A 26,807-nucleotide genomic window follows, 5' to 3' on the forward strand; every position below is an offset into this window, starting at 1 on the left:
GGGGCGCGTCCGCCGGCGCGGGCGGTGCCGTCCGGCCTGCACGCCCTGCGGGGCGCGGCGGACCCCCGAGGAAGACCGGTCGCCGCGCGCCGGTCTCAGCGGGCCGGTCCGCGCTCCTCACGGTGCGTGGACGACCACTGCCCTTCCTCCGCCCGGCAAAGCATCCGTCGCGCCCCGTCCCGACCGTGCCGGGGCACCCCACACGGAAGAGCCGCCGGTCGCGGGGATCGTACTGATCCCCGCGACCGGCGGCTTTCCGGGTCTCCGGCCGCTGCCGGACCGGTGCTAACCGAGCTTCCGCGGCGGCGGGAAGTAGCCGACGCCGGCGAAGAACTCCGTGTACGTCCCGAAGAGATCGGCGTCGATCTTCGGGCAGACGATGTCCGTTCCGGCCAGGGCGGCATCGGTCGCGCTGACGTCCATCTCCATGTAGAGAGCCTCGCCCGCGGTCATGTAGCTCCGGAAGATGTCGATCGTCGGGAAGAGCGCGTTGTCCCGATCGTTGCGGACCGTGGTGACGAACTCGTCCCAGGTCACCTCGTCCAGGACGTAACCCGACTCGCGCAGTCGCGACACCATCTCGGCGAAGCTGACCGGTACGGGATTGAAGAGATGGAAGGTCCGGCCGTTCGTCGTCCGGGACAGCTCCAGGACGGCCGCGCTGACATAGTCCACCGGCACCATCGGGAAGAGCGCGTTCGCGCCGGTCGGTACCGTACGGGCCTGCAGACTGCCCTTCAGGCTCAGCCAGACGAAGTCACGGGCCTGGCAGGCGCCGTTGGTCTGCGCTCCGGAGATGACGTCGGCGCGGTAGATGGAAACCGGCAGACCGCGCTCCTGGGCCAGCCCGATGATCTTCTCGGCGACCCACTTGCTCTGCCGGTAGCCGTTGGTCAGCTCCTCCGGCGGGCCGGTGGGGTCCTCCGGGGCCAGCCCGCCGCCACCGGGCGCGGGCCTGGCGAAGACGCCGGTGCTCGACACGTAGTGCAGGGGAACCGTCCGATGCAGTGCGGCGAGCCGGAGCGCCTCCTCGGTACCGGTCACGTTGGCTGCCTTGAGCGACTGGTAGGGGTGCAGCCAGTTGACCGTCGCACCCGCGTGGTACACGGCGTCGACGTCACGGGCGAGCCGGTCGAACCGCTCGGCGCCGAGGCCGAAGCGCGGTTCGGCGAGATCGCCGGCGACGACCGACAGGCGGTCGGTGTCGATCTCGTCCCAGATGCCGTACCAGGTCAGGTTGGACCGCAGCCGGTCGAGCGCGGTCGACTCGTCCGAGCCCCGGACCAGGCAGTGCACCGTGGCATCGGTCGAGCGCATGAGGTCCCGGAGCAGGAAGGCGCCCACGAACCCGGTCGCCCCGGACAGGAACACCTGCCTCGGGTCGGCGACCACGGTGGTGACGTCCGCGGCCGGGACCACGTCGTCCGCCAGCCGCACCTCGGCCGGGAAGTCCACGGTGGACCGCGTCGGGGACTCGGTCCGGCTGGAGAGCTCCGCGCGGAGGTGGGCGATCAGCGCCGCCGGGCTGGTGTGGTCGAACAGCAGGGTCGGCGGCAGGCGCAGCCCCGTCCTGCCCTCCAGCAGGTTGCGCAGTTCGACCGCCGTCAGCGAGTCGAAACCCAGCTCGGTGAAGACGGAGGTGGGGGTGATCCGGTCGGTGCCGCTGTGGCCGAGGATCGCCGCCACCGCGGTGCGCACCAGGTCGAGGAGAAGTTCCTCCTGGCCGGCGTCGTCGAGGAGGGCGAGGCGCTCCGCGAGCAGTCCGGTGTCCTCGGCCGTCGCGGCGACCACACGCCGGGCCGGCGTCCGCACCAGACCCCGCAGTACGGGCAGGGGCGGGCCGGGCTGGCGCCCGATCAGGGCGGTGTCGAGGTGCATGGGCACCGTCGTCGCGTGCGCGGCGCTGATCGCCGCGTCGAACAGCGCGCAGCCCTCGTGCGGTGCGATCGGTCGCAGGCCCGCCTGCGTCGCCCGGCTCCGGTCCACTTCGGACAGCCGGGACGCCATGCCCCTCTCCTGTCCCCAGGCCGCCCAGGCGAGGGAGTCGGCGGGAAGGCCGTTCGCCCGGCGGTGCTGTGCGAGCGCGTCGAGGAAGTGGTTGGCCGCCGAGTAGTTGGCCTGCCCCGGGGACCCCACGACTCCGGCGACGGAGGAGAACAGGATGAAGAGGGTGAGGGGGTGGTTGCGGGTGAGGTCGTGGAGGTGCCAGGCGGCGTCGGCCTTGGGGCGGAGGACGGTGGTGAGGCGGTCGGGGGTGAGGGCGGTGATGATGCCGTCGTCGATGATGCCGGCGGTGTGGACGATGCCGGTGAGGGGGTGTTCTGGGGGGACGGTGTCGAGGAGGGCGGCGAGGGCGGTGCGGTCGGCGGCGTCGCAGGCGGTGATGCGGACGGTGGCGCCCAGGGCGGTGAGTTCGGCCGCGAGTTCGGTGGCGCCGGGGGCGTTGTCGCCGCGTCGGCTGGTGAGCAGCAGGTGGCGTACGCCGTAGTCGGTGACCAGGTGCCGGGCGAACAGGGAGCCCAGCGCGCCGGTTCCGCCGGTGACCAGGACCGTGCCCTCGGCCGCCACCTCCGGCCGCACCACCTCCACCGGGCGGACCCGGGCCAGCCTGGGGGTGCTCGCTCGTCCGGCGCGCAGCGCGACCTGGTCGTGGCCGGACGCGATCGCGGCGGGCAGCTGCTCGGCGCTCGCCGGGCTGCCGTCCACGTCGATCAGCGAGATACGGCCGGGGTTCTCGACCTGGGCGGACCTGACCAGGCCCCACACCGGGGCCGAGCCGACCTCGACGTCCTCGCTGTCGTGGGTGGCGACGGCGTTGCGCGTCACCAGCACGAGCCGGGTGGTTCCGGACGCCAGGCTCTCCTGCACGAGTTCGAGCGCCCGTGCGGTGGTGCGGTGCGCCGTGTCCACGGGATCGCTGTCGCCTCCGGCCTCCGTGTCGAGCACGGCGACGAGGACGGCGCCGGCTGCGTCGATGACGCTCTCGACCCGGCGCGCGATGCCGGCCGGCATGTCGGTGCCGAGTGCGGTCCAGCCCTCGTGGGCGATGTCCCGCGGATCGGGGAGGACCACCGGCGGCCAGGCCACGTGGAACAGCGAGTCGTCCGTCGTGGTGCCGGGCTGCGGGGCGGGGGCCACCGGGCTCCGCCGCAGTGAGCGGACCTCGGCGACGGGTTCGCCGGTGTCGTCGGCCAGCCACACCCGGAACGTGTCCGGGCCCTGGGGCCGGATGGCGACCCGGAGCGCGCGCGGGCCGGAGGCGTACAGGTTGAAGCCGTGCCAGGACAGGCCGCTGTCGTACCCGGCGGTGAGCAGCGGCTGCAGCGCGGCGTCGAGCAGGGCGGGATGGATGCCGAAGGTGTCCGGGTCCGTGTCCTCGGGGAGCCGGACCTCGGCGAACAACGCCTCGTCCCGCTGCCAGAGCGCCCGCAGCCCGCGGAACACCGGGCCGTGGGCGTGGCCGCTCTCCGCGAGCCGGTCGTAGAAGCCGTCCGTCTCCACGGGTTCGGCGCCGGCCGGCGGCCAGTCGGCCAGGGAGACCTCGGGCGCCGGGGCCGACTCGGTGAGCAGGCCGGTGGCGTGGACGTCCCACGGTAGGGCCGGGTCGTCCCGGTCGGGCCGTGAACCGATGGTGATCCGCCGGTAGCCGTCGTCCTCGTCGACCGCGCCCACGGTCACCTGTATCTGGATTCCGCCCCGGTCCGGAACGGTCAGCGGACGGTGGACCGTCAGACCGGCGATGCCGGAGCGGCCGGCCTCGTCGCCGGCCCGGACCGCCAGGTCGGCCAGGGCCGAGGAGGGCAGCGTCGCGACCTCGTCGATGCGGTGGTCGGCGAGCCAGGGGTGGGTGTGCAGGGACAGCCGGCCGGTGAAGACCGCGCCGTCGCCCCCGGCGAGTTCCATCGCATGCGAGAGCAGCGGATGGCCTGCTGCCGACAGGTTGAGCCCGGTGGTGCTGCGTCCGCCGGGGGAGGTGCCGTCCAGCCAGTAGGGCTGGTGTTGGAAGGGGTAGGTCGGCAGGTCGACCAGTGTGGCCCCGGTCCCGGTGAACACCCGCGCCCAGTCCACCCCGTGACCGGCCGCGTGGACCCGCGCCAACGCCGTCAACGCGGTCACCACCTGCGGCTGCTCCCGCCGCTGCACCGCCACGAACACCCCGTCCGCCACCACATGCGGACCCATCGCGCTCAGCACACCGTCCGGACCGACCTCCAGGAACGTGGTCACCCCCCGCTCCCGCAACCGCACCAGCTGATCCGCGAACCGCACCGGCTCCCGCACATGATCAACCCAATACCGCACCGAACACACATCCGCCACATCCGCCGCCATCTCCACCGACGGCTCACGGAACTCCACCGCCTCCAGCACCGCGGCGAACTCCTCCAGCACCGGATCCATCAGCGGCGAGTGAAACGCATGGGACACCGACAGCCGGTTCGTCTTCACCCCCCGCCCGGCCAGCACCCCGACCACACCCCCGACCGCCGACTCCGCACCCGAGACCACCACCGACGACGGACCGTTGACCGCCGCCAGACCGACCCTGTCCTCCAGCCCCACCAGCAACTCGGCGACCTCCGCCTCCCCGGCCCGGACCGCCACCATCGCCCCACCCGCGGGCAACGCCTGCATCAGCCGGCCCCGCGCCGCCACCACCCGGCACGCATCCCCCAGCGACCACACACCCGCCACATACGCCGCCGCCAGCTCACCGACCGAATGACCCGTCACACAGTCCGCCCCCACCCCCCACGACCGCACCAGACGAAACAACGCCACCTCCACCGCGAACAACGCCGGCTGCGTCCACCCCGTCTCATCCAGCCCCGCACCGGAGAACACCACCTCCCGCAACGAACCCGGCACCAGCCCGTCGAACCCCGCACACACCTCGTCGAACGCCTCCGCGAACACCGGGAACCCCTCATACAGCTCCCGGCCCATCCCCGCCCACTGCGCACCCTGACCGGTGAACAGCACACCCACACGGCCCTCACCCGCCACACCCGACACCACACCACCGGCAGACCCACCGTCCGCCAACACCCGCAACCCCGCCACCAGCTCCTCACACCCCGAAGCCAGCACCACACCACGATGCTCGAACACCGACCGCGACACCGCAGCCGACAACCCCACATCCAGCACACCCACACCACCAGCCGACACCACACCCGCCAGACGACCCGCAGCCTCCCGCAACGCCCCCGCCGAACGCCCCGACACCACCACCGGCACCACCGGAAGCGACACGGAAGCACCGGACTCGGATGCGGCATCCGTCCCGGCGGACTCGGCCGGCGCGGTCGCCGGTGCCTGCTCCAGGACGATGTGTGCGTTGGTTCCGCTGACGCCGAAGGAGGAGACCGCGGAGCGGCGGGGCCGGCCGGTCTCCGGCCAGGGCTGTTCCTCGGTGACCAGTTCGACCGCTCCCGCCGACCAGTCCACCGCGGGCGACGGCTCATCCACATGCAGCGTCCTGGGCACCACACCGTGCCGCATCGCCATGACCATCTTGATCACACCGCCCACACCGGCAGCCGCCTGGGTGTGTCCGATGTTCGACTTCAGCGAACCCAGCAGCAGCGGGTGACCGTCCGGCCGGGACCGGCCGTACGTCGCCAGAAGTGCCTGCGCCTCGATCGGGTCGCCCAACGCGGTGCCCGTGCCGTGCGCCTCCACCACATCCACCTCGGCGGGGGACAGACCGGCGTTGGCCAGCGCCGAGCGGATGACCCGCTGCTGGGAAGGACCGCTGGGCGCGGTCAGCCCGTTGGACGCACCGTCGGAGTTCACCGCACTGCCCCGGACCAGACCCAGCACCGGCAGCCCGCGCTCCCGCGCCACCGACAACCGCGCCAGCACCAGCATCCCCACACCCTCGGAGAAACCGGTCCCGTCAGCCGCCGCCGCGAACGCCTTGCACCGACCGTCCACAGCCAACCCGCGCAGCCGCGAGAACTCCACGAAGCAGTCCGGTACGGGGATGGCCATCGCCCCGCCGGCCAGCGCCAGCGAGCACTCGTCGTTGCGCAGCGCGTTCACGGCGTGGTGGATCGACACCAGCGACGCCGAGCACGCCGTGTCCATGCTGACAGTCGGGCCCTCCAGGCCGAGAGCGTAGGAGATGCGGCCCGACGCGACGCTGGTCAGCATGCCGGTCATCGCGTAGCCCTCGATGCCCGTCGCCGTGGCACTGACGGTGGAGGCGTAGCCGGTGTACATCACGCCGACATACACGCCGGTGTCGCTGCCGCGCAGCGAGCGCGGGTCGATCCGCGCGTCTTCGATGGCCTCCCACGAGGTCTCCAGCAGCAGCCGCTGCTGCGGGTCCATCGCCAGTGCCTCGCGCGGCGAGATCCCGAAGAACCCCGCGTCGAAGCCCTTGATGTCGCTGAGGAACCCGCCTTCACGCGCGTAGAACTTGCCGGCCGCGTCAGGGTCCGGGTCGTACAGGTTCTCGATGTCCCAGTCACGGTCGAGGGGGAAGCCGGTGATCGCGTCGACGCCGTCGGCGGCCACCTGCCACAGCTCGTCGGGCGTCGACACGTCACCGGGGTAGCGGCAGCTCATGCCCACGATGGCGATGGGTTCGGACCGGCTCGACTCAAGTTCCTCGACCCGGTTCCGGGCCTTGTGCAGATCCGCGGTGACCCACTTGAGGTAGTCGAGGAGCTTCTCGTCCTTGTTCTGCTTGCCACTCACTTTGACACCGCCCGATTCGAGTGCTCCAGTCCCGTCCCGGGACCATGTGTGGTCAGTACCGATGAGCCGAGCCGCTCCGCCAGGTACAGGGCGAGATGCAGGCGCAGGCGGTCCTCGCGCAAGGAACGCCCGAGCAGTTGCTCCGCCTTCTTCACCCGGTACACGACGGTGTTCTTCGCGATGTGCAGATGCTTGGCGGTGACGGCGACGGCCCGTTCGTTGTCCAGCAGGCACCGCACGGTTTCCCGCAGGGCGGCCATGGATTTGTTGTCCTCGGCGAGCGCACCGAGCTCGCGGCGGACGAAGTCCGCGGTGGCCTCGGTGTCGTCGCCGAGCAGTATCACGAGTTCCAGATCGCCGTAGTCGTACAGCGTGGACGTTCCGCGCTCGGTCGAGCGGCTGACCCGCTCCGCGGTGATCGCCTGCTCGTGGGAGCGCTGGAAGCCGACCACCCCGTCACCGGGCAGCCCGGACGCGACATGGATGTGCGCGGGCACGTCCACCGGTACGCCCGAGCGCCGCAGTTCGGCCGCGCGGTCGGTGGCGCGGCCGCCCCAGGCCCACAGGCGCCCCGGGCCCGCGGGCAGCAGCAGCATCGAGGAGCAGCCGACCTGGTCCAGCAGGCGCAGCGCCGTGGTCTCCAGTTCGCGGCTGCTGTCCGGGGTGATCTCGTCCTGCCACAGGACCAGCGCGACGTGGTGGAGCGTCAGGTCGTACCGCAGCTGGTTCAGCGCCTGCCGGGTGTCGACCGGTTTGTCCTTGAGAATCTCGGACACCAGCTCGAAGCGCTCGCCCACGGAGCCGGCGAACCAGCGGCTGCGTTCGGCGCTGAATTTTTCGGCCACGGCGGCGGAGAGGATCTCCATGCCTTCGAAGAGGTCGGCCGAGATGGTCCGCATCATGGCGAGCTGGTCGGCGGCGGGAATGATCGCGTTTCGGAATTCGAAAAGCTCCCGGGTGAAACTCGCATGCACTGCTCGAACATAGCGGAGCAGGAGATCGACCTTCGTGTTTACCGCTATGCGTTCACGGATGGCATTCGTGATTTCAGCGGAAAGCAGTTCGGTTATCTCTTTTACGCCGCCGAGTCGCAGGGCGATTCCGAGCGCTATGGCCTCGACCAGTCGTGTTTCACTGTAGGAATTCTGGTCGAAGCGGGCGAACGGCTCCCCGGCCAGCTCTGCCATTAACAGGTGACTTCTTTCGATCGCCCAACCGGCGGTACCCGCACCGGCTCGGAGAATTACTTCCTCGACGAGTTTCGGGGCCGTGGTCGGGGATTGAAGTACGGATGCGTCAGCTGGGTGCAGGTAATGCAGAAGCGAATACGTTGAATTGATCTGGGATGGTGCGGGAACGGTGACTCCAACTATCGGATAGCTTGTCAACGAGTAGCCTCCGTACCGGAAAGCGAACGCGATGGCATGAGTTTGGCATGGGTTCTCTCGCGGCCGGTAATTTTCTGGTAACTGTGCCCTGTGGGCAGAATTACCGGTGGGTGGTATTCGTTCGCAACGCGGTGCGCCGACGCGGAACCATGCGCGTGCGGTTCGCCCGGTGGGCGGGATCGACACCGGAAAAATGCTGAGAACCATCAGGGAAAGGGGCGTCTCGCACCGCGCGTGGGGAGGGGCCGTTCGGCACGTGCGGGATGGTGCACCAACCTGCCACGCGGGAAGCGGCGGGGGTGGGGCACGGCGTCTGCCGGGGGCGGGGCGGTGTGCGTCGCCCCGCCCCCGGCTTCCCGCTCCGAACCGACTCCGCCCGACCGGTGCGCGATCTCCCGGGCCCTACGGCGCAGTGGCGGGGCTGAGGGAGAGCTGGGTCGACATCGTACGGAGCAGGGCGTCGATGTGCTGGATCAGGTAGAAGTGGCCGCCGGGGAACACCCTGGCCGTGAAGCTCTTGGTGGTGTGCTGTCCCCAGAGCAGCACACGGTCCACGTCCGCCTTGGGGTCGTTGTCCCCGGTGAAGGCGGTCACCTGGCAGTTGAGCGCGGGCCCGGGCTCGTGCGCGTACGTTTCGACGGCCTGGTAGTCGCTGCGGATGGCCGGGAGGACCATGCCGAGCAGCTCGGGGTCGTCGAGGAACGAGGTGTCCGTGCCGCCCAGCGACTTGACCTCGTTCACGAGGTCTTTGTCGGCGGCGAGGTGCCAGCGGTCCGCGGTGCTGACCGGCGGGGCCATCCGTCCGGAGACGAACAGGTGGGCCGGGACTGTCCCGGCCGCCTCCAGGCGGCGCGCCACTTCGAACCCGATGAGCGCGCCCATGCTGTGCCCGAAGAGCGCGAGGGGCCTGTCGTTGTACGGAGCGAGCGCTTCCGCGATCCGGTCGGCGAGCAGGCCGACGTCGGGTATCAGCGGTTCGCGCCGTCGGTCCTGGCGGCCCGGGTACTGCACGGCCAGCACGTCGGCGCCGGGTGACAGCGCCTGGGCGACCGGGACGTAGAAAGTGGCCGAGCCGCCCGCGTGGGGCAGGCAGACAAGGCGTACGGGGGCGTCGGGGGCGGGGCGGAAATTCCGCAGCCAGGGGGACTCACCGGGCAGAGTGCTCATGAAGGGTGCCTCTCGGAGTATGTGAAGCAGAATCCAGAAAAAGTGACGGCGGGGCCGAGGCGATTCCTTATCTCCTTGTGCGAAGAATCAGGAGTGGCTCCACGGCGCACGGAGGGGTTTTGCCGATGGTGGTTTTCTCTCCCCCGACGAGTACCTCGACGACGAGGACCTCGCCCCCACTGAGTTCAAAGCCGCTCGACTCTCATCGGCTCGACAGCACCGACTCGCCATGGGGCGGCACAGGAATGGGACCATCGGCGGCCTGTTCTCGGACGCCGTCACCTCGCGGGATACGACGGGTCTGTGCCTTCCGGAGTTATCCCGGGACAACATGGTACGTGGCGGAGCGCCTCCATGTGCGAGTGAATGGCCTCGGATGGGAAAGATTCACGCAGCTCTCCGCAGAATAATTGACGACAGGTGGGTAACAAGTTCGCGAATCGGTGCTCGGGCATGTGCGATCGGGACGCGACCGAGTTCCCCGGGCCGTCGGACCGGACGGTGACCAAGATCGCTCGGCGCGGGGATGGGAGCGGCCGCGGCCGCTCACCGGAGAGTGGGCGGCAACATTTGAGGTTCTGAGAAAAACCTCTGCCTTTCACGAAAGCAAGCGCTCGCCGGGCATGATCTGCCGGTCCGTCCGCGCGGAGAAGGTGAACGTCACGATCATTCCACTCGACCGGACGGCGAAGACGGCCCGCCCGTCACGGGAGCGGTCCGCCCACGATGGCGATCCGGCCACCCGACGCGGTCCTCGGACCGTGCGCGTGGCGGGAACCGCGCCCCGCCCGCACGTGGGGGCAGTCCCGATTGGGCCGAAAGAGGTGCCGTCGAGATCGTGCGTCAGTCGTTGAACCAGGCGAGGCGCACGTGACCGACCGCTGAGGGGAGGCCAGTTGATCTCGACCCGCACCGACAGGTCCGTGCGCTCCCGTCCGTCGCCGTGGGATCCGCCGTGCGTTTCGCCGTGCGGTGGACCGGTAGGGCGACGAGCCTCGCGAGAACGGCAGGGCCGACTACCTCTTCACGCGGTGAGGGTCCTGGCCGGGCCGGTCGGACCGGGGCGCCTTCGCCGTTCCCCTCACGCTGTCGTCGCCGAAGGCGGCGGCGAGCGCCTGGGCGATCAGGCCGGGCAGTTCGGGCCGGCCGTCCTCCTCCGTCCAGCGCACCAGCGCCGTGTGCATGGCGGCAAGACAGGCGCTGGCCACCACATGGGTGTGGAACAGCGTGTCGGGATCGGTGTCCTCGTCCGTGAGGGCGTCGGCGATCGCTTTCTGCAGGGCGTAGTGGTTGTCCAGGTGCTTCGCCCGCAGGGCCGGCGTCGCGATCATGAGCCGGAGGAGGGCGAGGAGGAACTGCTTCTCCGCCGTCCCTTCGCGGCCGCGACCGCCGCCCGTCATCGCCTCGGCCCAGTCGATGAGCGCACCGCCGATACGGCTGACCTGGGACTCCTCGGCGGACGACGCGGCGATTCGCTCGGCGACGAGCCTGCCGTGCTGGTCGATGACCACAAGGTGTTCCTTGGTCGGGAAGTGCCGGTAGACGGTCATCGGCGACACGCCCGCGACGTCGGCGACATCGTTCACGGTCGTGGCGTCGTATCCGCGCTCGGTGAACAGCCGCACAGCGTGCGCTTGGATCGCACGCTGCGTCTCGACTCGGCGTTGAGCGCGCAAGGTTGAGTGTCTGTCAGTCATGTGGTAAACACTACCTTGTTGATAGTTACTACCAATTTGGTAGTTGCTATCAACAATCTCGTGGTGAGCGGACTGAGAGGATTGTCGTGAGCGGTCTGGCGGACAGGACGGCCCTGGTGACCGGAGCATCGCGGGGCATCGGGCGGGCGATCGCGGTCCGGCTGGCGGTGGAAGGCGCGGCTGTCATCGTGCACTTCGGCAGAGACGAGGACGGTGCGACCGCGACGGTCGAGGAGATCGAACGGGCCGGCGGAACCGCGTGGAGCGTCCGCGCGCCGCTGGGCGAGGACGACGACGTCGAGACGCTCTTCAACGGGGTCGAATCGGGTCTCTCCGGGCGGCCTCTCGACATCCTCGTGAACAACGCGGCAGCCGCCCCCGCGGGACCGCTCGGAGTCACCACGCGCACGGAGTTCGACCACCTCTTCGCGGTGAATGTGCGCGCCCCGTACTTCATCATCCAGCGCGCACTGCCCCTGCTGCGCGACGGTGGCCGCATCGTCACGATGTCGTCCGTGGCGGCCCGGGTGGCCAATGCCGGCCAGACGTCCTTCGCCATGACCAAGGGGGCGGTCGAAACCATGAGTATGACGCTGGCGAACGAACTCGGGGCCCGGGGGATCACGGTGAACGCGGTCGCTCCCGGCGTCACCAGGACGGCGACCAACGGGGCCGTCTTCGAAGAGCCGGGTCTGATCGAAAGCGTCACGGCGGCGACCGCGCTCGACCGGCTGGGCGGTCCCGACGACATCGCCGAGGTCGTCGCGTTCCTCGCCTCCGACGCCGCGCGCTGGATCACCGGTCAGGTCATCAACGCGAGCGGCGGCCTGTTCCTCGGTCCGCGCACCTGATCGCGTACTGCCTGCAAAGAATATGCCCATTCGTGGCAGGAGAAATGTGATTCGCCTCCGGCAAACCAAAGAAGTTGAATGCTGGTACGATCGCTCCAAAGGTTTATCTGAAGAATTCGGGGACAACTCTGAATGGTGGATCAAGAGCCCATGAGTAGTAACGAACAGATTCTTACGCTCGGTCCCGGCTGTTTCTGGTCCTTTGATGCCGTAGCGCGCCGAACGCCCGGAATCACGTCAAGTGTCGCGGGCTACGCAGGAGACGACGGCCCCCCGCCCGACTATGCGGCCTACCAGCGCTCCGGGCACAACCCGCAGAAATTCGTCGAGGCCGTACAGGTGACGTTCCAGCCGGACGAGGTGTCCATCGAAGAGATACTCGTCCTGTTCTTCCAGAGTCACGATCCGACTACGCCGAACCAGAGCGGCGCGGATCGCGGCTCCATCTACCACTCGACGATCTTCTACTCCGACGAGCACCAGCGGGCGGCCGCGGAGAAGATCATGGATCTGGTGCGGCAGAAGCTCGACGGCGACATCGTGACCGATGTACGGCCGTCCGGGCAGTTCATCGTGGCGGACGCCGATCAGCAGGACTTCTACAACAAGCACCGCTACGAGCCCTACTGCCGGTCGGTCATCCAGCCGAAGCTCCGCACTCTGGGGCTGGAGGTCAACTGACAAGCCTGCTTGTCCGGTCGGCCGACCCTGACGGACGAGAGTCGCTGCGATGTCCGGGGCAGCGATGAAACGCACTGCTCCAGGTTCGTGGCGGCGGTGGATCCGACGCTTGTGCGCGGGATAGGTCGCAAGGGCCGGGGCAGCGGAACGACCGAAAAGAGAATGACCGAAAAGAGCAGGCCCTGGCCGGCGCGTCGGCCAGGGCCTGCTCGGTCTCGAATGTCCGTGGCGCCGCCGCGGACAGAGGGAAATCACTCGAAGGCGGCCGTCCAGTCCACCGCGACTCCCTGCACATATGATTCCGCCAGCGCGGCGAAGAACCGGCCCATTCCGCCGTCCTCATTGCGAAGGGTCGCCATCAGCACGGCCGAGCGGCCGAGTTCGTCGACGATGTCCTGCATGCCGACGGTGAGTACCGGCTGCGCGCTGCACTCCACGAAGAGCGTGTGACCGTCCTCGGCCAGTGCACGGACGGCGTCGGCGAACCTGACCGTCTGGCGCAGGTTCCGGTACCAGTACTCGGCGTCCAGTTCATCGGTCTGTATGCGCTGTCCGGTCACCGTCGAGTAGAACGGCACGGTGCTGCGCACCGGCGTGGCTTCGGCCGCCAGGTCGAGCAGGGTGTCCCGCAGATCCTCGACGTGCGCCGAGTGCGCGGCGAAGTCCACGCCGGGCAGCCGCCAGCGCATCATCCGGGCCGCGGACAGCGCTGCACCGAACTCGGTCATCGCGGCCGTGTCGCCCGACACCGTGATGGTGGCCGGTCCGTTCACCGCGGCAACCGACAGGGCTCCGTCCCAGTCGGCCAGCATCGCGCGCACCTGCTCGCCCGGCGCGAGCACGGTGAGCATCTCGCCGCGGCCGCAGATCTTCATCAAGGCCTGGCTGCGCAGCGCGACGATCCGGGCCGCGTCCTCCAGCGACAGCGCGCCGGCGACGTGCGCGGCCACGATCTCGCCCTGCGAATGGCCGACCGCGGCCGCCGGCTCGACACCGAAGGAACGCCACAGCCGGGCCAGCGACAGCATCATCGAGAACAGCACCGGCTGCACCACGTCCACGCGGTCCAGCGGCGGGCACCCGGGGACGCCCCGCAACACGTCCTCCAGGGACCAGCTCACGTGCGGCGACAACGCCCGTTCGCAGTCACGGATCGACTCGGCGAACACGGCTGACGTGTCCAGCAGCTCCACCGCCATGCCGACCCACTGGGTGCCCTGGCCGGGGAAGACGAACACCGGCCGGATGTCCCCTCGCACCTGCTTCGGCGCCCGCCCGCTGACCACGTTCGCCGCGCTCTGTCCCTCGGCGAGCGCACGCAGCCCGGCGAGCAGCTCCGTACGGTCGCGCCCCAGCACCACGGCCCGGTACTCGTTCGCCGCGCCGACCGCCACCAGTGATCGGCCCACCTCGGCCACGTCGTCCAGGACGTTCCGCGCCGAGTCGGAATCGAGCCGGGCCAGCAGGCGGGAGGCCTGGGCGTGCAGGCCCGCCTCACTCCGCCCGGACAGCACCCACGGCACCGTGCCGGGTTCGGCGCCGACGGGAACGTCTTGTATGGCCGAATTGGTCACGAGAACTCCTCATCACTGCCAATGAGTCGACTGCGATCGCAAGATATCCCGGGCTCGCGCCGCCTTCGCCCATCGTTCGGTAATCCACCCCGCAGAGCACGATTACCGGACAGTTACCAGCTGTGGTCGAACGATGTGGAACAGTCCGTCTCCAGTCGTCTCGGTTTTCGGCAGAGAGACTGCTCGTCGTCCAGGTCCACTAGGTCGCGACAATTATCGATCCTGAGTTCTCATCCATCGCCTACCTCAATGTTCCAGTGGGTCCTGTGCCCCCGTGCCCCGAGAATCTCGCGTCATCGCAGTTCAAGGCGTCCTTCTGTGGTCAAGTGTCAGATCACCTTTCTCGCTGAACGTCCCATTCGGCGAACACCCGTGAGCTCCCCGAACTTTTCGTACTCGGCAGTTCTCGCATGGAGATCATCGGCACCGGCGCTGCGGAGGAGCCGATGCCGGCGGAATGCGATCCGCCCGCCGCCGATTCGCAGTCCCGGTAAAGGAGAACGGCCGCATCGGTTTGCCGCAGGCCGTAAGGAGACGAGATGAATCACCGAGATGACTGCCCGTGTGGGTGCGCCCTCGCATCCTGGGCGGTGAGCAGCCACGACGAGGCTGCTTCCGACGGGATCGGCAGCCATCCTCCGGATACGGACGGGACGGCCCGGAGTGCGACGCCGACGGCACCGTTCCACCGGAATGCGGGAGGCGGGAAGACGGCCAACGGAATTCTGGGCTGCGGTGCGTATCTGCCCGAACGCGTCGTCGGCAGCGACGAGGCGGGCGCCTGGGCCGGTGTGACCGGTGAGTGGATCGAGACCAAGACCGGCATTCGCGCCCGGCGGTACGCCCATCCGGACCAGGCCGCGTCCGATCTGGCGGAACAGGCCGCACACGAAGCGCTGCGCGACGCCGGTCTGAGCGCCGACCAGCTCTCTCTGATCGTTGTGGCCACCTCCACCCCCGACTCGCCCCAGCCGCCGACAGCCTGCCTGCTCCAGGACGGGATCGGAGCCCGTCATGCCGCGGCCTTCGACCTGAACGCCGTGTGCAGCGGCTTCGTCTACGCGGCGGAGGCGGCCAGTCGCATGGTGCCGCCCGGGGGGTTCGCGTTGGTCGTGGGCGTGGACATCTACTCCCGGATCATCGATCCGGCCGACCGGCGCACCGTCTCGCTGTTCGGTGACGGCGCCGGAGCGGTGGTCGTCGGCCCCGTGCCGGAGGGGCGCGGAGTCATCGCCACCCACCTGGCCAGTTACGGCGATCACCACGACCTGATCAAGGTGCCTGCGGGCGGCAGCCGCATCCCCGCGTCCAAGGAGTCGCTGCAGGATGGACTGCACTACTTCACGATGAACGGCTACGGAGTGCGCACCTTCGTCAGGGACAGGCTGCCGGGCGCGGTGCACAGTCTTCTGGCGAACGCCGAGGTCGACCCGGCAGAGGTACGGCACTTCGTCCCGCACCAGGCGAACGGCCGGATGATCGACGAACTGCTGCCGGAGCTGGATCTGTCACAGGCCGTCGTCCACCGCACGCTGGAGCAGTACGGCAACACCGGCGCGGCGTCCCTCCCTGTGACACTGGCCGCCGCACGCCAGGAGATCGCCCCCGGTGACCTTGTCCTGCTGGCCGGCTTCGGAGGAGGAATGAGCACAGGACTGATGCTCCTGCGGTGGTGACCGGTGAGCGCGACGGTTGAGCCCAGGTGGTCCGGCAGCCCGACGGGGGGAACGGGCTGCCGGACCGGTCGGGCCCCGTCACCGAGCAGAGGTCGGAGAAACGCCTCGGCGGCCTCCAGCCGGTCCGGCGCCCGAGGACAATGGCGGCCACCGGACGCCCCCGGTAACCGCCCACCCACCCGGCTACGACGACTCGCGCCACCGGTTCGTGATCGGCAGCCGCCGGTCCTTCCCGAACCCCTTGGGCGAGATCTTCGTCCCCGGCGGATACTGCCGCCGCTTGTACTCGGCCGCGTCCACCATCCGCAGCGTCTTCGCCACCAACTCCGCGTCGAACCCGGCCGCCACGATGGCGTCCAGACCCTGGTCCCGGTCGACGTACATCTCCAGGATCGCGTCCAGGACGTCGTAGTCCGGCAGCGAGTCCGTGTCGACCTGCCCCGGCCGCAGCTCCGCGCTCGGCGGCTTGGTGATCGAGGCCTCCGGGATCGGCGGGGTCTGCCCCCGCTCCTCGGCGGCCCGGTTCCGCCACTTCGCCAGCCGGAAGACCGACGACTTGTAGACGTCCTTGATCGGCCCGTACGCGCCGACCGCGTCCCCGTACAGCGTGGAGTAGCCCACCGCCAGCTCGGACTTGTTGCCCGGCGCCAGCACGATCTGCCCCTCCTGGTTGGACAGGGCCATCAGCATCGTGCCGCGCAGCCGCGCCTGGAGGTTCTCCTCGGCGAGGCCGGTGAGCTGGAGCGACCCCATGTACGCGTCGAACATCGGCTCGATCGGCACCGTACGGAAGTTCAGCCCGGTCCGCCGCGCCAGCTCGGCCGCGTCGCCCTTGGAGTGGTCCGAGGAGTACTTCGACGGCATCGAGACGCCGTACACATGCTGTGCGCCGAGCGCGTCGCAGGCGATGGCCGCGCAGATCGCCGAGTCGATGCCACCGGAGAGCCCGATCAGCACGCTGCTGAAACCGTTCTTCGCGGCGTACGCGCGCAGCCCGACGACCAGCGCGGAGTAGATCTCCTCCTCGTCGCCGAGCCGCTCCGCGTACCCGCCCGCCAGCTCCGGCTCGTACGCGTCCACGGGCCGGTCGGACAGCACTACATGGTCGATGCGCAGCCCGTCGTCCACCACACCGGAGGGCGCCACGGCCTCGGCGGCGGGCAGCTCCAGATCGAGGATGACGCTGCCCTCGGAGAACTGCGGGGCGCGGGCGACGACCTCGCCCTCCTTGTCGACGACGATCGAGTCGCCGTCGAAGACCAGCTCGTCCTGGCCGCCGATCATCGCCAGGTAGGCCGTCGTGCAGCCGGCCTCCCGGGCCCGCTTGCGGACCAGCTCCAGCCGGGTGTCGTCCTTGTCCCGCTCGTACGGCGAGGCGTTGATCGACAGCAGCAGCCCGGCCCCGGCGGACCGGGCGGCCGGAACGCGCCCGCCGTCCTGCCACAGGTCCTCGCAGATGGCGAGGGCCACGTCGATGCCGTGGATCCGGACGACGGGCATCGAGTCGCCCGGCACGAAGTACCGGAATTCGTCGAACACCCCGTAGTTCGGCAGGTGGTGCTTGGCGAAGTTGAGGGCGATGCCGCCGCGGTGCAGCACGGCGGCGGCGTTGCGCGGGGAGCCGGCGGGCTGCCCGTAGCGCGCCGCGGCGTGCTCGGAGCGGTCCAGGTAGCCGACGACGACCGGCAGTTCACCGAAGCCCTCCGCGTCGAGCCGGGCGGCCAGCGCGCGGAGCGCCTGACGCGAGGCCTCGACGAAGGACGACCGCAGGGCCAGGTCCTCGACGGGGTATCCGGTCAGCACCATCTCGGGGAACGCCACCAGGTGAGCGCCCTGCTCGGCGGCGTGCCGGGTCCAGTGGACGATCGCCTCAGCGTTGCCGGCGAGGTCGCCGACGGTGGAGTCGATCTGATTCAGTGCGAGGCGTAGTTGAGGCACGGAGCCCAGTGTAATCGTCTTTCTGACGCGATGTCCCGGCGGGCCGGGCAAAATCTGCTCCGGCCCACCGAAACCGCAGGTCGAAGCGGCTATCAGCTCCGACCCGCCGAGGATCGCAGGGTCAGCCGCGATACCCGATGACCGTCATCATCCCCGCCTCCGCGTGGTAGACGTTGTGGCAGTGGACCATCCACAGCCCGGGGTTGTCGGCGTCGAACTCCACGGTCAGCGACCGGTGCGGCAGCACGATCGCGGTGTCCTTGCGGGCCCCGGCGGCGTTCCCGCCGAGCGCGAAGGTGTGCCCGTGCAGATGGAGGGGGTGCCACATGGCCGTCCCGTTGTCGAAGACGACCCGCACCCGCTCGCCCGCCTCCACCGGCCGCCGCTGCTTCGCGCTGTACGGCTGACCGTCGAAGGCCCAGTCGTACTTCGCCATCCCGCCGGTGAGCCGGATCCGGATCGTCCGGTCCGGCGCGCGGGAGGGCAGCGCGACCGACGGGTCCGGAGCCAGCCGCCCCGCCTCCACCAGCTTCCCGTCCAGCTCCTTGGGCCGTACGGAGGCGGCGGGCGCCGCCCCGCTCCCGGTCCGCAGCACGGCCAGCGCCGACGCCTCCCTCTTCCCGGCCTTCTTCCCCTCGGCCAGCGCGGTCAGCGGGAAGACCCCGTCGCCGGCGGTGACGAGGACGTCGTACCGCTCGCCCATCCCCAGCAGCAGCGCGTCACCCGTGGTGTGCCGGACCGGGAACCCGTCGGTGTGCGTCACGGTCATCCGGTGCCCGCCGAGCGCGACCCGGAAGGCGGTGTCGCCACCGGCGTTGATGATCCGCAGCCGGATGCGGTCGCCGGGCCGCGCGGAGAAGGAGGACGGGTCCTGCGGCACCCGCCCGTTGACCAGGTAGTGCGGGTAGGCCACATCACCGGCGTCCCCGCCGAGCAGTTCGCTGGTGGCCCCCATCATCATCCGCGAGGGCCCGTCACCGCTCCCGTCCGCCGTGTCCTTCCCGTCCCCCTTGTCCCCCTCGTCCTTCTCGCCCGACATGGTGTGCGCGCCGTGGTCCATCCCGCCGCCCATGCCCCCGGACAGCTCCTTGAGGACGGCGTCCGGAGTGGACCCGTCCACCCCGTCGACCCAGTCGTCGAGGACGACGACCCACTCCCTGTCGTACGCCAACGGCTCCTTCGGGTCCTCGACGATCAGCGGCGCGTACAGCCCCCGGTCCTGCTGGACGCCGGAGTGCGGGTGGAACCAGTACGTCCCCGGGTGCGGGACGGCGAACCGGTAGGCGAAGTCGGCCCCCGGCGCGATGTCCCGCTGGGTCAGCCCGGGGACCCCGTCCATGTCGTTGCGCAGGGCGAGGCCGTGCCAGTGCAGGGAGGTGGGCTCCGGCAGATGGTTGGCGAGGGTCAGGGCGAGCGTGTCGCCGGCCGTCACCCGCACCTCGCGCCCGGGAAGCCGGTCCCCGTACGCCCAGGAGGCGACGGTCCGCCCGCCGCCGAGGTCGAGCCGGGCCCGGGTGGCGGTGAGGGAGACCTCGCGCACGGGGCCGGAGCCGCGCGCCGCCTCCGCCGCCTCGACTTCCTTGCCGCCGGGCGAGACGTACGTACCGGAGTCCTGCGCTCCGCCGGGGGAGTGGCCTCCGCCGTGATCGCCTCCGCCCCCGTCGGAACAGGCGGCGAGGGCTCCCGTACCGGCGACGGCGAGAGCGGCGCCGAGCACGGCGCGTCGAGTGGGTTGCGTGGGCATGCCGAATACACCTCTGAAGAACTGAAGAACTGGAGGGCTGCTACTGCTGGAGAGAGAGAGCGGAGGTGAGACGCCCACTCCTAAATACGCAGCACCGAGACGCTGTCGAGCACCGATATCCGGGGCGGCGGAATCGGCCGCAGGGCCCGCAGCAGCCCCGCACCCACCGGCGTACCGAGAGGTCGCCCGTCGGCGCGCAGCCCGAGCAGCCAGGAACCGAGGAGAGCGAGGCCCCAGGCGCCAAGGACGGCGAGGCAGACGGAGAGCGGATCCATGCCGCTCATGGGCGCGCCGGAGCCAGGAGAGTCGTGCGGCGACTGCCGGGACTGCTGGGGCTGCTGGGGCTGTTGGACCTCGGCGACGCCCGGAGCCGGGTCGAGACCTGCGGCCCGATCCTGGCCCGGGGCCTGGGCCAGGTGCTCGGCCATGGCGGCAGGCGGCGTCGACGAACCGCCGTGCTCCGCCGGATGCCCGACCGTATGCATGGTGACGATGCCGAACAGCAGAGCGGCGAACAGCATCAGCTGCCCGTACGTCACGCTCCTGCTCCGCGTCCTGCCCGCCATGCGGGCCACCCTACCCCTGGCGGGTATGCGGTCCGGGGCGGGGGCGGCCCGGCACCTTTCCCTCACCATTCCCTCACCCCGCCGGAGCGGGGTGGGCGCCGGGCCACCTTCGTACGGGCGCTCAGCTGCGGGAGTAGACCTTCTCCGCCCAGCCCGCGATCTGCTCCTCGGTGAGGTGCTGAGCGAGGTCGGCCTCGCTGATCATGCCGACGAGCTTCTTGTTCTCGACGACGGGCAGCCGGCGGATGCGATGGGTCTGCATCTCCTCCAGGACCGCGTTCACATCGGCCTCCGCCTCGATCCAGCGGGGCGTGCCCTGCGCGAGATCGCCCGCCGTGACCTTCGCCGGGTCGTGGCCCTTGGCCACACAGCCGACGACGATGTCGCGGTCGGTGATGATGCCGACCATCCGGTCGGAGTCACCGTTGGCGGACACCGGAAGCGCGCCCACGTTGTGCTCGCGCATCAGCTGCGCCGCACGGTCGAGCGTCTCGTGGGCCGGGATCCAGCGGGCCCCGCTGTGCATGATGTCTTTGGCGGTCGTCATGGGGGATTTCCTCCTGCGTGCCGATGGCACTGCCGTACGGCCCCGAGCGCAACCCATCGTCACCGGCCCGCCGGGGCCGCGCGACCGCACATCACCCGTTCGGGTGCGCCGGCGCGAGGACGAAAGCTGACGCACCCGTCGTACGGGCCGCTGCCCCGGGCTCAGGACCGTCCGGGCCGAGGCCCGGACGACGGGCTCCAGGGCTCCGGGCTCAGCTCCAGGGCTCCGGGCTCCAGGGCTCCGGGCTCCGGGCTTCGGGCTCTGGGCTTCGGGCCGAGGCGCATCTCAGGGCCCCGGGCTCAGGTCCTCGCAGCCTCAGCCCCCCCGGAGCTCCAGGCCCCCCCCCAGGCCCGACCCCCAGGCCGCAGGCCCCCAGCCCCCCGACCCCGACTCAGGACCGAGGCGAGGCACCCCGATCGGCCAGCATGTCCCGCATCAGCCCCAGCTCGGACTGCTGGCCCTCGACCATGCCCCGGGCGAGCCGCTGCTCGGCCGGGACCGCGCACAGGGACGCACAGGCCTCGGCCATGTCGACGCCGCCCTTGTGGTGGTCCGTCATCAGCTGGAGGAAGAACACCTCGGCCTCCTCACCGTCGAGACGGCCGAGCCGCGCCAGCTCGGAGCGGCTCGCCATGCCGGGCATGAGCACCCCGTCCGCACCGGAACCCGCCCCGGCAACGCCCGAGCCGTGCCCGCCGTGCTCGTGCCCACCCGTACCGGCCATCCACGCCATGGGCTGCTCCCCGCCCGGGGCGACCTTCGGCAGCTCCCACAGGTCGAGCCAGCCCAGCAGCATGCCGCGCTGGTTGGCCTGGGTGTTGGCGATGTCGTAGGCGAGACGGCGTACGTCCTCGTCGTCCGTGCGGTCGCGGACGACGAACGACATCTCGACGGCCTGCTGATGGTGGACGGCCATGTCCCGGGCGAACCCGGCGTCGGCGGACGAGGCCTTCGGAACGCGAACAGACGCGCCCCCCGCTCCCGAGCCGTCCCCGTCGCCCCGCGCGGAGGCGACGGTGGCCGCCCCCGCGAAGAGCAGGGCGAGGGCCACGGCGGCACCGGCCGCCCGGCGGACGCGCCGGGTCTTCCGCCGCTCCGCGACGGCGTTGTCCTCGACTGTCCACTCCTCGGCCGTCACTGCGGCACCGTGGCCAGCCCGCCGGTGCAGGGTGCGCCGGGCTCGGGGGTCTGCGCGCCCTGGACGTACTGGGCGAGGAACTGGTCCACCCGCTTGTCCCCGGCGGAGTCGACGGCGACCTGCTTGCCCCAGGCGCTGAGCATGATCGCGCCCTCCTGACCGGCGTACGGGCTCATCAGCGTGAACGGGGTCTTCTTGACGCGCTCGGCCAGCGCGGCGACATCGGCGTCGGCGGCCTTGCCGTTGTAGGTGACCCAGACCGCGCCGTGCTCCAGGGAGTGCACGGCGTTGACGTCCGGGAGGGCCTTTTCGTATACGTCGCCGTCGCAGTTCATCCAGGACTGGTTGTGGTCGCCGCCGACCGGAGGCTTCATCGGATAGTCCACCGAGCCCGCGACGTGCTCGCGGCCGAGCTTCGCCGCGTCCCAGGACTTCAGCCCCTCGATGGCCGCGCCCGTGGCGTTGCCGTGGGAGTCGCCGTGACCGCCGGGGTGCTTGCGGTCCTGGGCCGCCGAGGCGTCGTCGGACTTCTCGTTCGCCTCGGAGTTCTCCAGCAGCAGGTACGAGCCGAAGGCGACGAGACCGGCCACGACGGCAGCGCTCAGCCCTATGGCGATGGCCCGGTTGCGGGTGGCGCGGGCGCGCGGGTCGGGGGCTTGGGGCTGGGGGGACCGGGTGTCGAAGCTCATGTCGTCGAGTCCTTCTGCGAAGGGGCCGGGAGGAGGGGGACGGTCCGTGAACCGATGCGCGCGGACGGGCGGAAAACCGGACGGAGAACCGGACGGAGAACCGGACGGAGAACCGGACGGAGAACCGGGAGGGAAGCCAGGCGGAAAGCCGGCCACTGCTCGGCTGCCGCCCCCGTGCGCCACGGTCGCCGATCGTAGTGGGTGGCCGAGTGCTCTCTCTCACACCGTGTGCGTAATCTGGGGGAAATCCCGGGTCGCGATACTGAAGTGTCCCCCTACCCCGGGCGGTGGAGCACGGACCGTCTGAACTGCAAGGATGTGGCAATGGACAAGCAGCAGGAATTCGTCCTCAGGACCCTTGAGGAGCGCGACATCCGCTTCGTGCGGCTGTGGTTCACCGACGTCCTCGGGTTCCTCAAGTCCGTCGCCGTGGCTCCGGCCGAGCTGGAGCAGGCGTTCGACGAGGGCATCGGCTTCGACGGCTCGGCGATCGAGGGTTTCGCCCGAGTGTACGAATCGGACATGATCGCCAAGCCGGACCCGGGCACCTTCCAGATCCTGCCGTGGCGCGCGGAGGCCCCCGGCACCGCGCGGATGTTCTGCGACATCCTGATGCCGGACGGCTCCCCGTCCTTCGCGGACCCGCGCTACGTCCTCAAGCGCATCCTCGCCAAGACGTCCGACCTCGGCTTCACCTTCTACACGCACCCCGAGATCGAGTTCTTCCTGCTGAAGAACAAGCCGGTCGACGGCACCCGCCCGACCCCGGCGGACAGCTCGGGCTACTTCGACCACACGCCGCAGAACGTCGGCATGGACTTCCGCCGCCAGGCGATCACCATGCTCGAATCGATGGGCATCTCGGTCGAGTTCAGCCACCACGAGGGCGCCCCCGGCCAGCAGGAGATCGACCTGCGGTACGCGGACGCGCTCTCCACGGCGGACAACATCATGACGTTCCGTCTGGTGATGAAGCAGGTGGCGCTGGAGCAGGGCGTGCAGGCCACGTTCATGCCGAAGCCGTTTTCCGAGTACCCGGGTTCGGGCATGCACACCCACCTCTCCCTCTTCGAGGGCGACCGCAACGCCTTCTACGAGTCGGGCGCGGAGTACCAGCTTTCCAAGGTGGGCCGCTCCTTCATCGCGGGCCTGCTGACGCACGCGGCGGAGATCTCGGCCGTCACCAACCAGTGGGTCAACTCCTACAAGCGCATCTGGGGCGGCTCCTCCCGCGCGGCCGGCGCGGGCGGCGAGGCCCCTTCGTACATCTGCTGGGGCCACAACAACCGCTCCGCCCTCATCCGCGTCCCGATGTACAAGCCCGGCAAGACCGGCTCGGCCCGCGTCGAGGTCCGCTCCATCGACTCCGGCGCCAACCCGTACCTCACCTACGCGGTCCTGCTCGCCGCGGGCCTCAAGGGCATCGAGGAAGGCTACGAACTCCCGGCCGGCGCCGACGACGATGTCTGGGCCCTCTCCGACGCCGAACGCCGGGCGATGGGCATCGAGCCGCTCCCGCAGAACCTGGGCGAGGCGATCTCGCTGATGGAGAAGAGCGAACTGGTCGCCGAGACGCTGGGCGAGCACGTCTTCGACTTCTTCCTCCGCAACAAGAAGCAGGAGTGGGAGGAGTACCGCAGCGAGGTCACGGCCTTCGAGCTGAAGAACCTGCTGCCGGTGCTGTAACCGCAGGTCAGCAGTGCAGGGAACGTACTGCGGGCGGGTCGCCTCGGTTGAACCGAGGGGACCCGCCCGCAGTCATGAGCAACTCTGGTCGGTCCAGGGGCCGTCAGGCCCGGAGCTGGCGCCTGCTGCCGGTGCTGTAGTGGCGGTGCCAGGCGGGATTCCTCGCCCGGCACCGCGATCGGGCCGACAGATGCGGGATCGGGCCGCTGGATGCGGGCTCGGGGCGCGGGCCTTCGGCCTCGACGTGTTCTCCTGATGCCGGGCGGCCCGCCCTCTGCCTGCCCATCTGCCCGGATTCTGGTCCCGAGGTCGCGAGCGGGCGATACAGTCCGTGGCGTGGACATACCCGACTGGTTCCTCTGGGCCGTTCTCGGCTTTGCCGTCTTGCAGGCGGCCGCTCTTGTCCGGATTGTTCGCCGGTTGCGCGAATCCGATCGCGCCGTGCGCTCCATGGCACGTCTCGAACTGCTGGACGCCGTCAGTACCTTGATGTTCATGACCGGCCTGGTGCTGAGTCTCGCAGTGGCGGCCTCCTGGGTCTGGCTCCTTCTCGCCGGCTTCGTCCTCATGATCGCCGTCTATGCCGTGAAGGGCCTTGCGCTCCTCCGCGCCCGTCGCCGCACTGTGGCCTGACCCTCGGAAATGCTCAGGGATGGCATTTCGCGTCCGAACCCTTTGGCGACCCACCACAGGATCGACCGGTCCGGGGCGCGGTCGAGCCTGCGGTGGAAGGTGGCGGGCCGGATCTTCGCCATCCGGGGCGGGCGCGGGCCAGGCGTGGCCGGAAGGGCTAAACCGGCGGCGTACCCCGCGGTGATGGCGCCGGTGGCGGGTTCGGGAGGGGAGGGCCCGGGTTCGGCGGGGTCTTCGGGGGGCCGCTGCCGTGTTTGCCGTCGTTCAGGACCTTTCGGGGCGTCAGGCCGTAGATGCCGAACGGCGGGAAGAGGTCGACGCGTCGCGGGTAGTCGCCCTCCGCGCACTCTTCGCAGAGCAGGTCGCGGCCGGTGGGGGTATGGCGGGCGGCGGTGACCGGGGCGTTCCAGCACGCCTCGCAGTCGAGGACGTCCGTCATGGAGAGGGCGATCATCCTGGCCTCCCGGGTGGTGCCGGTAACGCCTGGTGGGTCCTGCGCATCAGGTGCCTCCGTCTCTGGTGAGGGGGTGCTGGCAACCGACCCGGCCCGGCCGTTGTTCCGCCGAGGAGTGGACGGCCGGGGCCGGGCCGGATCAGGGGGTTCGCCCGGCCGTGCGCCGTCGGTCCGCCGTGGCCGCGGCCGTGCGTGCCGGCGCGCTGAACCGCGCCTCATCGGCGGGTCTCCCGCCAGACGCGGACGAGCTTCGTCGCGTCGGGGCAGATCGTGCCGGTCCGGCACGCGGCGCAGGTCATGGTGTGGCCGAGCAGGGCACGGTACGCCGTGTCCGGGGATTCGGTCGTGGTCACGTTCGCCTCTCTGCTGATCTCGGCCCACACGTATTCGGCGGTGCGGTTGAGCGTGTGGCCGTAGCGGTCCGCCGTGGCCAGGGCGGCCAGGACGGCCGAGTGCGCGGTCGCGCTCAACTCGGAGGGGAGATCGGCCTCGACGCGGAAGGTGTCCAGACCGGTGGTGACGCGCGGTTCGGTGCCCGTGGCGGCGGCGAGCATGCCGGTCAGCGCCGCGACCCGCGCTTGTGCAGAGCGCACACTTCTCCCCTGATGAACCGAATGTCACTCCATGTAATGCTGAATATTCAGCTTCAACCTGATGGGTTAGCTTTGTCAACAGCGACGCCCCTATCGACGCCGAACACACGGAGCTGCTCAAATGCCACGTGATACGCCGTACTTGCAGGTGGCGGATGCTCTGCGGGCTCGTATCCGGGCCGGTGAATGGGCAGTGGGGGACAAGCTGCCGTCCCGGGCCCGGTTCGCGGAGGAGTACGGCGTCGGTCAGTCCGTGGCGCAGCGGGCCATGGAGCGCCTGATCATCGAGGGCATCCTCGAAGGTCGCGCCGGCTCCGGCACCTACGTCCGCCGGGCCCGAGAGCGCCGGCGCATGGTCCGCTCGCGCCACCGTGAGCAGCGCGGCAACAGCCCCTTCGTCTCGGACATGAGCGAGCTCGACCACGAGGCCGACTGGGAGTGCACCAGCACGGCACGCGTTCCCGCGCCGGAGGACATCGCCGAACGGCTGGCGATCGATCCCGGCGACCTCTGCGTCGTGACCGACTACGAGTTCCTCGCCGACGGCCTGCCCGTACAACTCGCCAAGAGCTGGGAGCCGATGGCCATCACCGACGGCACCCCGATCCTGCTCCCCGAGATGGGTCCGCACGGCAAGATCGGCGTTGTGGAGCGGATGCGGTCGATCGGCGTGAACATCGCCACCGGCATCGAGCTTCCCCGCCCGGCCCGCGCCACGCGGGAACAGGCGAATCTGCTCGGGATCACCATCGGTGACCTGGTCATCGAGGTGGAGCGCACGTACTTCGACCGCGAGGGGCGCCCCGTGGAGACGGCCGACATCATCGTGCCGGACATCCGCTGGGAGATCGCCTACGAGATCCGCGTCGACCAGCCGGACTCCGACCAGCCGGACTCCTGAGGCGGGTGCCGAGGGGGCCGTGTCCCGCCGCGCCCGCCTCCTCAGGCCCTCGCTCTCTGCGGTTCAGGCCGTGATGACCGACGGCCCGGTGAACTCCGAGGCCAGCGCGTCCATCAGGAGTTCATCGCAGACCCCGCCGAGCCAGTAGCCCGCCTCAGTCGAGGACGCTTCTGTGG

The 26,807-nt window shown here is 70.1% G+C and carries 18 protein-coding genes and 1 pseudogene; 6 read left to right on the forward strand and 13 right to left on the reverse strand.

Annotated features, from left to right (window positions below; genetic code table 11):
• Positions 1 to 285 precede the first annotated feature (285 nt).
• From N7925_RS27015 to N7925_RS27030, 4 genes and pseudogenes are all read right to left on the reverse strand, one after another.
• Positions 286 to 6,681, reverse strand: a pseudogene (locus tag N7925_RS27015) (type I polyketide synthase); the annotation flags it as partial.
• Between the two features lie 23 nt (positions 6,682 to 6,704).
• Positions 6,705 to 7,895: a PucR family transcriptional regulator gene (locus tag N7925_RS27020; protein WP_274345429.1), complete on the reverse strand. Its 1,191-nt coding sequence runs from the start codon at positions 7,893 to 7,895 to the stop codon at positions 6,705 to 6,707.
• A gap of 603 nt (positions 7,896 to 8,498) precedes the next feature.
• A complete protein-coding gene (locus tag N7925_RS27025; RefSeq protein ID WP_265602015.1) occupies positions 8,499 to 9,263 on the reverse strand; it encodes a thioesterase II family protein in 765 nt (254 codons plus the stop codon).
• Between the two features lie 1,016 nt (positions 9,264 to 10,279).
• Positions 10,280 to 10,888, reverse strand: a complete 609-nt coding sequence (locus N7925_RS27030; protein WP_274345430.1) for a TetR/AcrR family transcriptional regulator — start codon at positions 10,886 to 10,888, stop codon at positions 10,280 to 10,282.
• A gap of 158 nt (positions 10,889 to 11,046) precedes the next feature.
• Here N7925_RS27030 and N7925_RS27035 point away from each other — a divergent pair, with 158 nt between their 5' ends.
• Positions 11,047 to 11,811, forward strand: coding sequence for an SDR family oxidoreductase (locus N7925_RS27035; protein ID WP_274345431.1), 765 nt, complete (start codon positions 11,047 to 11,049; stop codon positions 11,809 to 11,811).
• 150 nt (positions 11,812 to 11,961) lie between these two features.
• Entirely contained in the window at positions 11,962 to 12,492 is a 531-nt protein-coding gene (msrA, locus tag N7925_RS27040; protein WP_265602018.1) for a peptide-methionine (S)-S-oxide reductase MsrA, read from the forward strand.
• Positions 12,493 to 12,743: 251 nt separating this feature from the next.
• Here the strand turns inward: msrA and N7925_RS27045 are convergent, their stop codons facing one another.
• Positions 12,744 to 14,066 (reverse strand): acyltransferase domain-containing protein, encoded by a 1,323-nt coding sequence (locus N7925_RS27045; RefSeq protein ID WP_274345432.1) that lies wholly within the window; start codon positions 14,064 to 14,066, stop codon positions 12,744 to 12,746.
• 590 nt (positions 14,067 to 14,656) lie between these two features.
• Here N7925_RS27045 and N7925_RS27050 point away from each other — a divergent pair.
• A complete protein-coding gene (locus N7925_RS27050) occupies positions 14,657 to 15,742 on the forward strand; it encodes a 3-oxoacyl-ACP synthase III family protein (RefSeq protein ID WP_331618166.1) in 1,086 nt (361 codons plus the stop codon).
• Between the two features lie 183 nt (positions 15,743 to 15,925).
• Here N7925_RS27050 and N7925_RS27055 read toward each other — a convergent pair whose 3' ends face one another.
• The 6 genes from N7925_RS27055 to N7925_RS27080 form a co-directional block, all read right to left on the reverse strand.
• Entirely contained in the window at positions 15,926 to 17,680 is a 1,755-nt protein-coding gene (locus N7925_RS27055) for an NAD+ synthase (protein ID WP_274345433.1), read from the reverse strand.
• A gap of 121 nt (positions 17,681 to 17,801) precedes the next feature.
• Positions 17,802 to 19,424, reverse strand: coding sequence for a multicopper oxidase family protein (locus N7925_RS27060; protein ID WP_274345434.1), 1,623 nt, complete (start codon positions 19,422 to 19,424; stop codon positions 17,802 to 17,804).
• 80 nt (positions 19,425 to 19,504) lie between these two features.
• Positions 19,505 to 19,990: a hypothetical protein gene (locus N7925_RS27065; RefSeq protein WP_274345435.1), complete on the reverse strand. Its 486-nt coding sequence runs from the start codon at positions 19,988 to 19,990 to the stop codon at positions 19,505 to 19,507.
• 121 nt (positions 19,991 to 20,111) lie between these two features.
• Entirely contained in the window at positions 20,112 to 20,537 is a 426-nt protein-coding gene (locus N7925_RS27070) for a CBS domain-containing protein (protein WP_050357946.1), read from the reverse strand.
• A gap of 391 nt (positions 20,538 to 20,928) precedes the next feature.
• The gene (locus tag N7925_RS27075; RefSeq protein ID WP_274345436.1) at positions 20,929 to 21,675 is read right to left on the reverse strand and encodes a DUF305 domain-containing protein; all 747 of its coding nucleotides are present in this window, start codon (positions 21,673 to 21,675) and stop codon (positions 20,929 to 20,931) included.
• Positions 21,672 to 22,364 carry a DUF3105 domain-containing protein gene (locus N7925_RS27080; protein WP_274345437.1) on the reverse strand — a complete coding sequence of 231 codons (693 nt, stop codon included), beginning with the start codon at positions 22,362 to 22,364 and terminating at the stop codon, positions 21,672 to 21,674. Before N7925_RS27080 ends, N7925_RS27075 begins: the two co-directional genes overlap by 4 nt.
• Positions 22,365 to 22,688: 324 nt before the next feature.
• Between N7925_RS27080 and glnA the strand changes: the two genes are divergently transcribed.
• Together glnA and N7925_RS27090 are read left to right on the forward strand one after the other, a co-directional pair.
• Positions 22,689 to 24,050 carry a type I glutamate--ammonia ligase gene (gene glnA / locus N7925_RS27085; protein ID WP_003969536.1) on the forward strand — a complete coding sequence of 454 codons (1,362 nt, stop codon included), beginning with the start codon at positions 22,689 to 22,691 and terminating at the stop codon, positions 24,048 to 24,050.
• A 336-nt stretch (positions 24,051 to 24,386) separates the two neighbouring features.
• Positions 24,387 to 24,683: a hypothetical protein gene (locus N7925_RS27090; protein ID WP_274345438.1), complete on the forward strand. Its 297-nt coding sequence runs from the start codon at positions 24,387 to 24,389 to the stop codon at positions 24,681 to 24,683.
• 157 nt (positions 24,684 to 24,840) lie between these two features.
• On the opposite strand, the gene N7925_RS27095 is transcribed toward N7925_RS27090, so the two are convergent.
• Both N7925_RS27095 and N7925_RS27100 read right to left on the reverse strand, forming a co-directional pair.
• Positions 24,841 to 25,137 carry a hypothetical protein gene (locus N7925_RS27095; RefSeq protein ID WP_274345439.1) on the reverse strand — a complete coding sequence of 99 codons (297 nt, stop codon included), beginning with the start codon at positions 25,135 to 25,137 and terminating at the stop codon, positions 24,841 to 24,843.
• Positions 25,138 to 25,352: 215 nt separating this feature from the next.
• The gene (locus tag N7925_RS27100; RefSeq protein WP_331618208.1) at positions 25,353 to 25,691 is read right to left on the reverse strand and encodes a hypothetical protein; all 339 of its coding nucleotides are present in this window, start codon (positions 25,689 to 25,691) and stop codon (positions 25,353 to 25,355) included.
• Positions 25,692 to 25,851: 160 nt separating this feature from the next.
• On the opposite strand from N7925_RS27100, the gene N7925_RS27105 reads away from it, so the two are divergent.
• The gene (locus tag N7925_RS27105; protein ID WP_274345441.1) at positions 25,852 to 26,631 is read left to right on the forward strand and encodes a GntR family transcriptional regulator; all 780 of its coding nucleotides are present in this window, start codon (positions 25,852 to 25,854) and stop codon (positions 26,629 to 26,631) included.
• Positions 26,632 to 26,807 lie beyond the last annotated feature (176 nt).

The organism is Streptomyces sp. CA-278952 (genome assembly GCF_028747205.1).
Classification (GTDB): Bacteria; Actinomycetota; Actinomycetes; order Streptomycetales; family Streptomycetaceae; genus Streptomyces.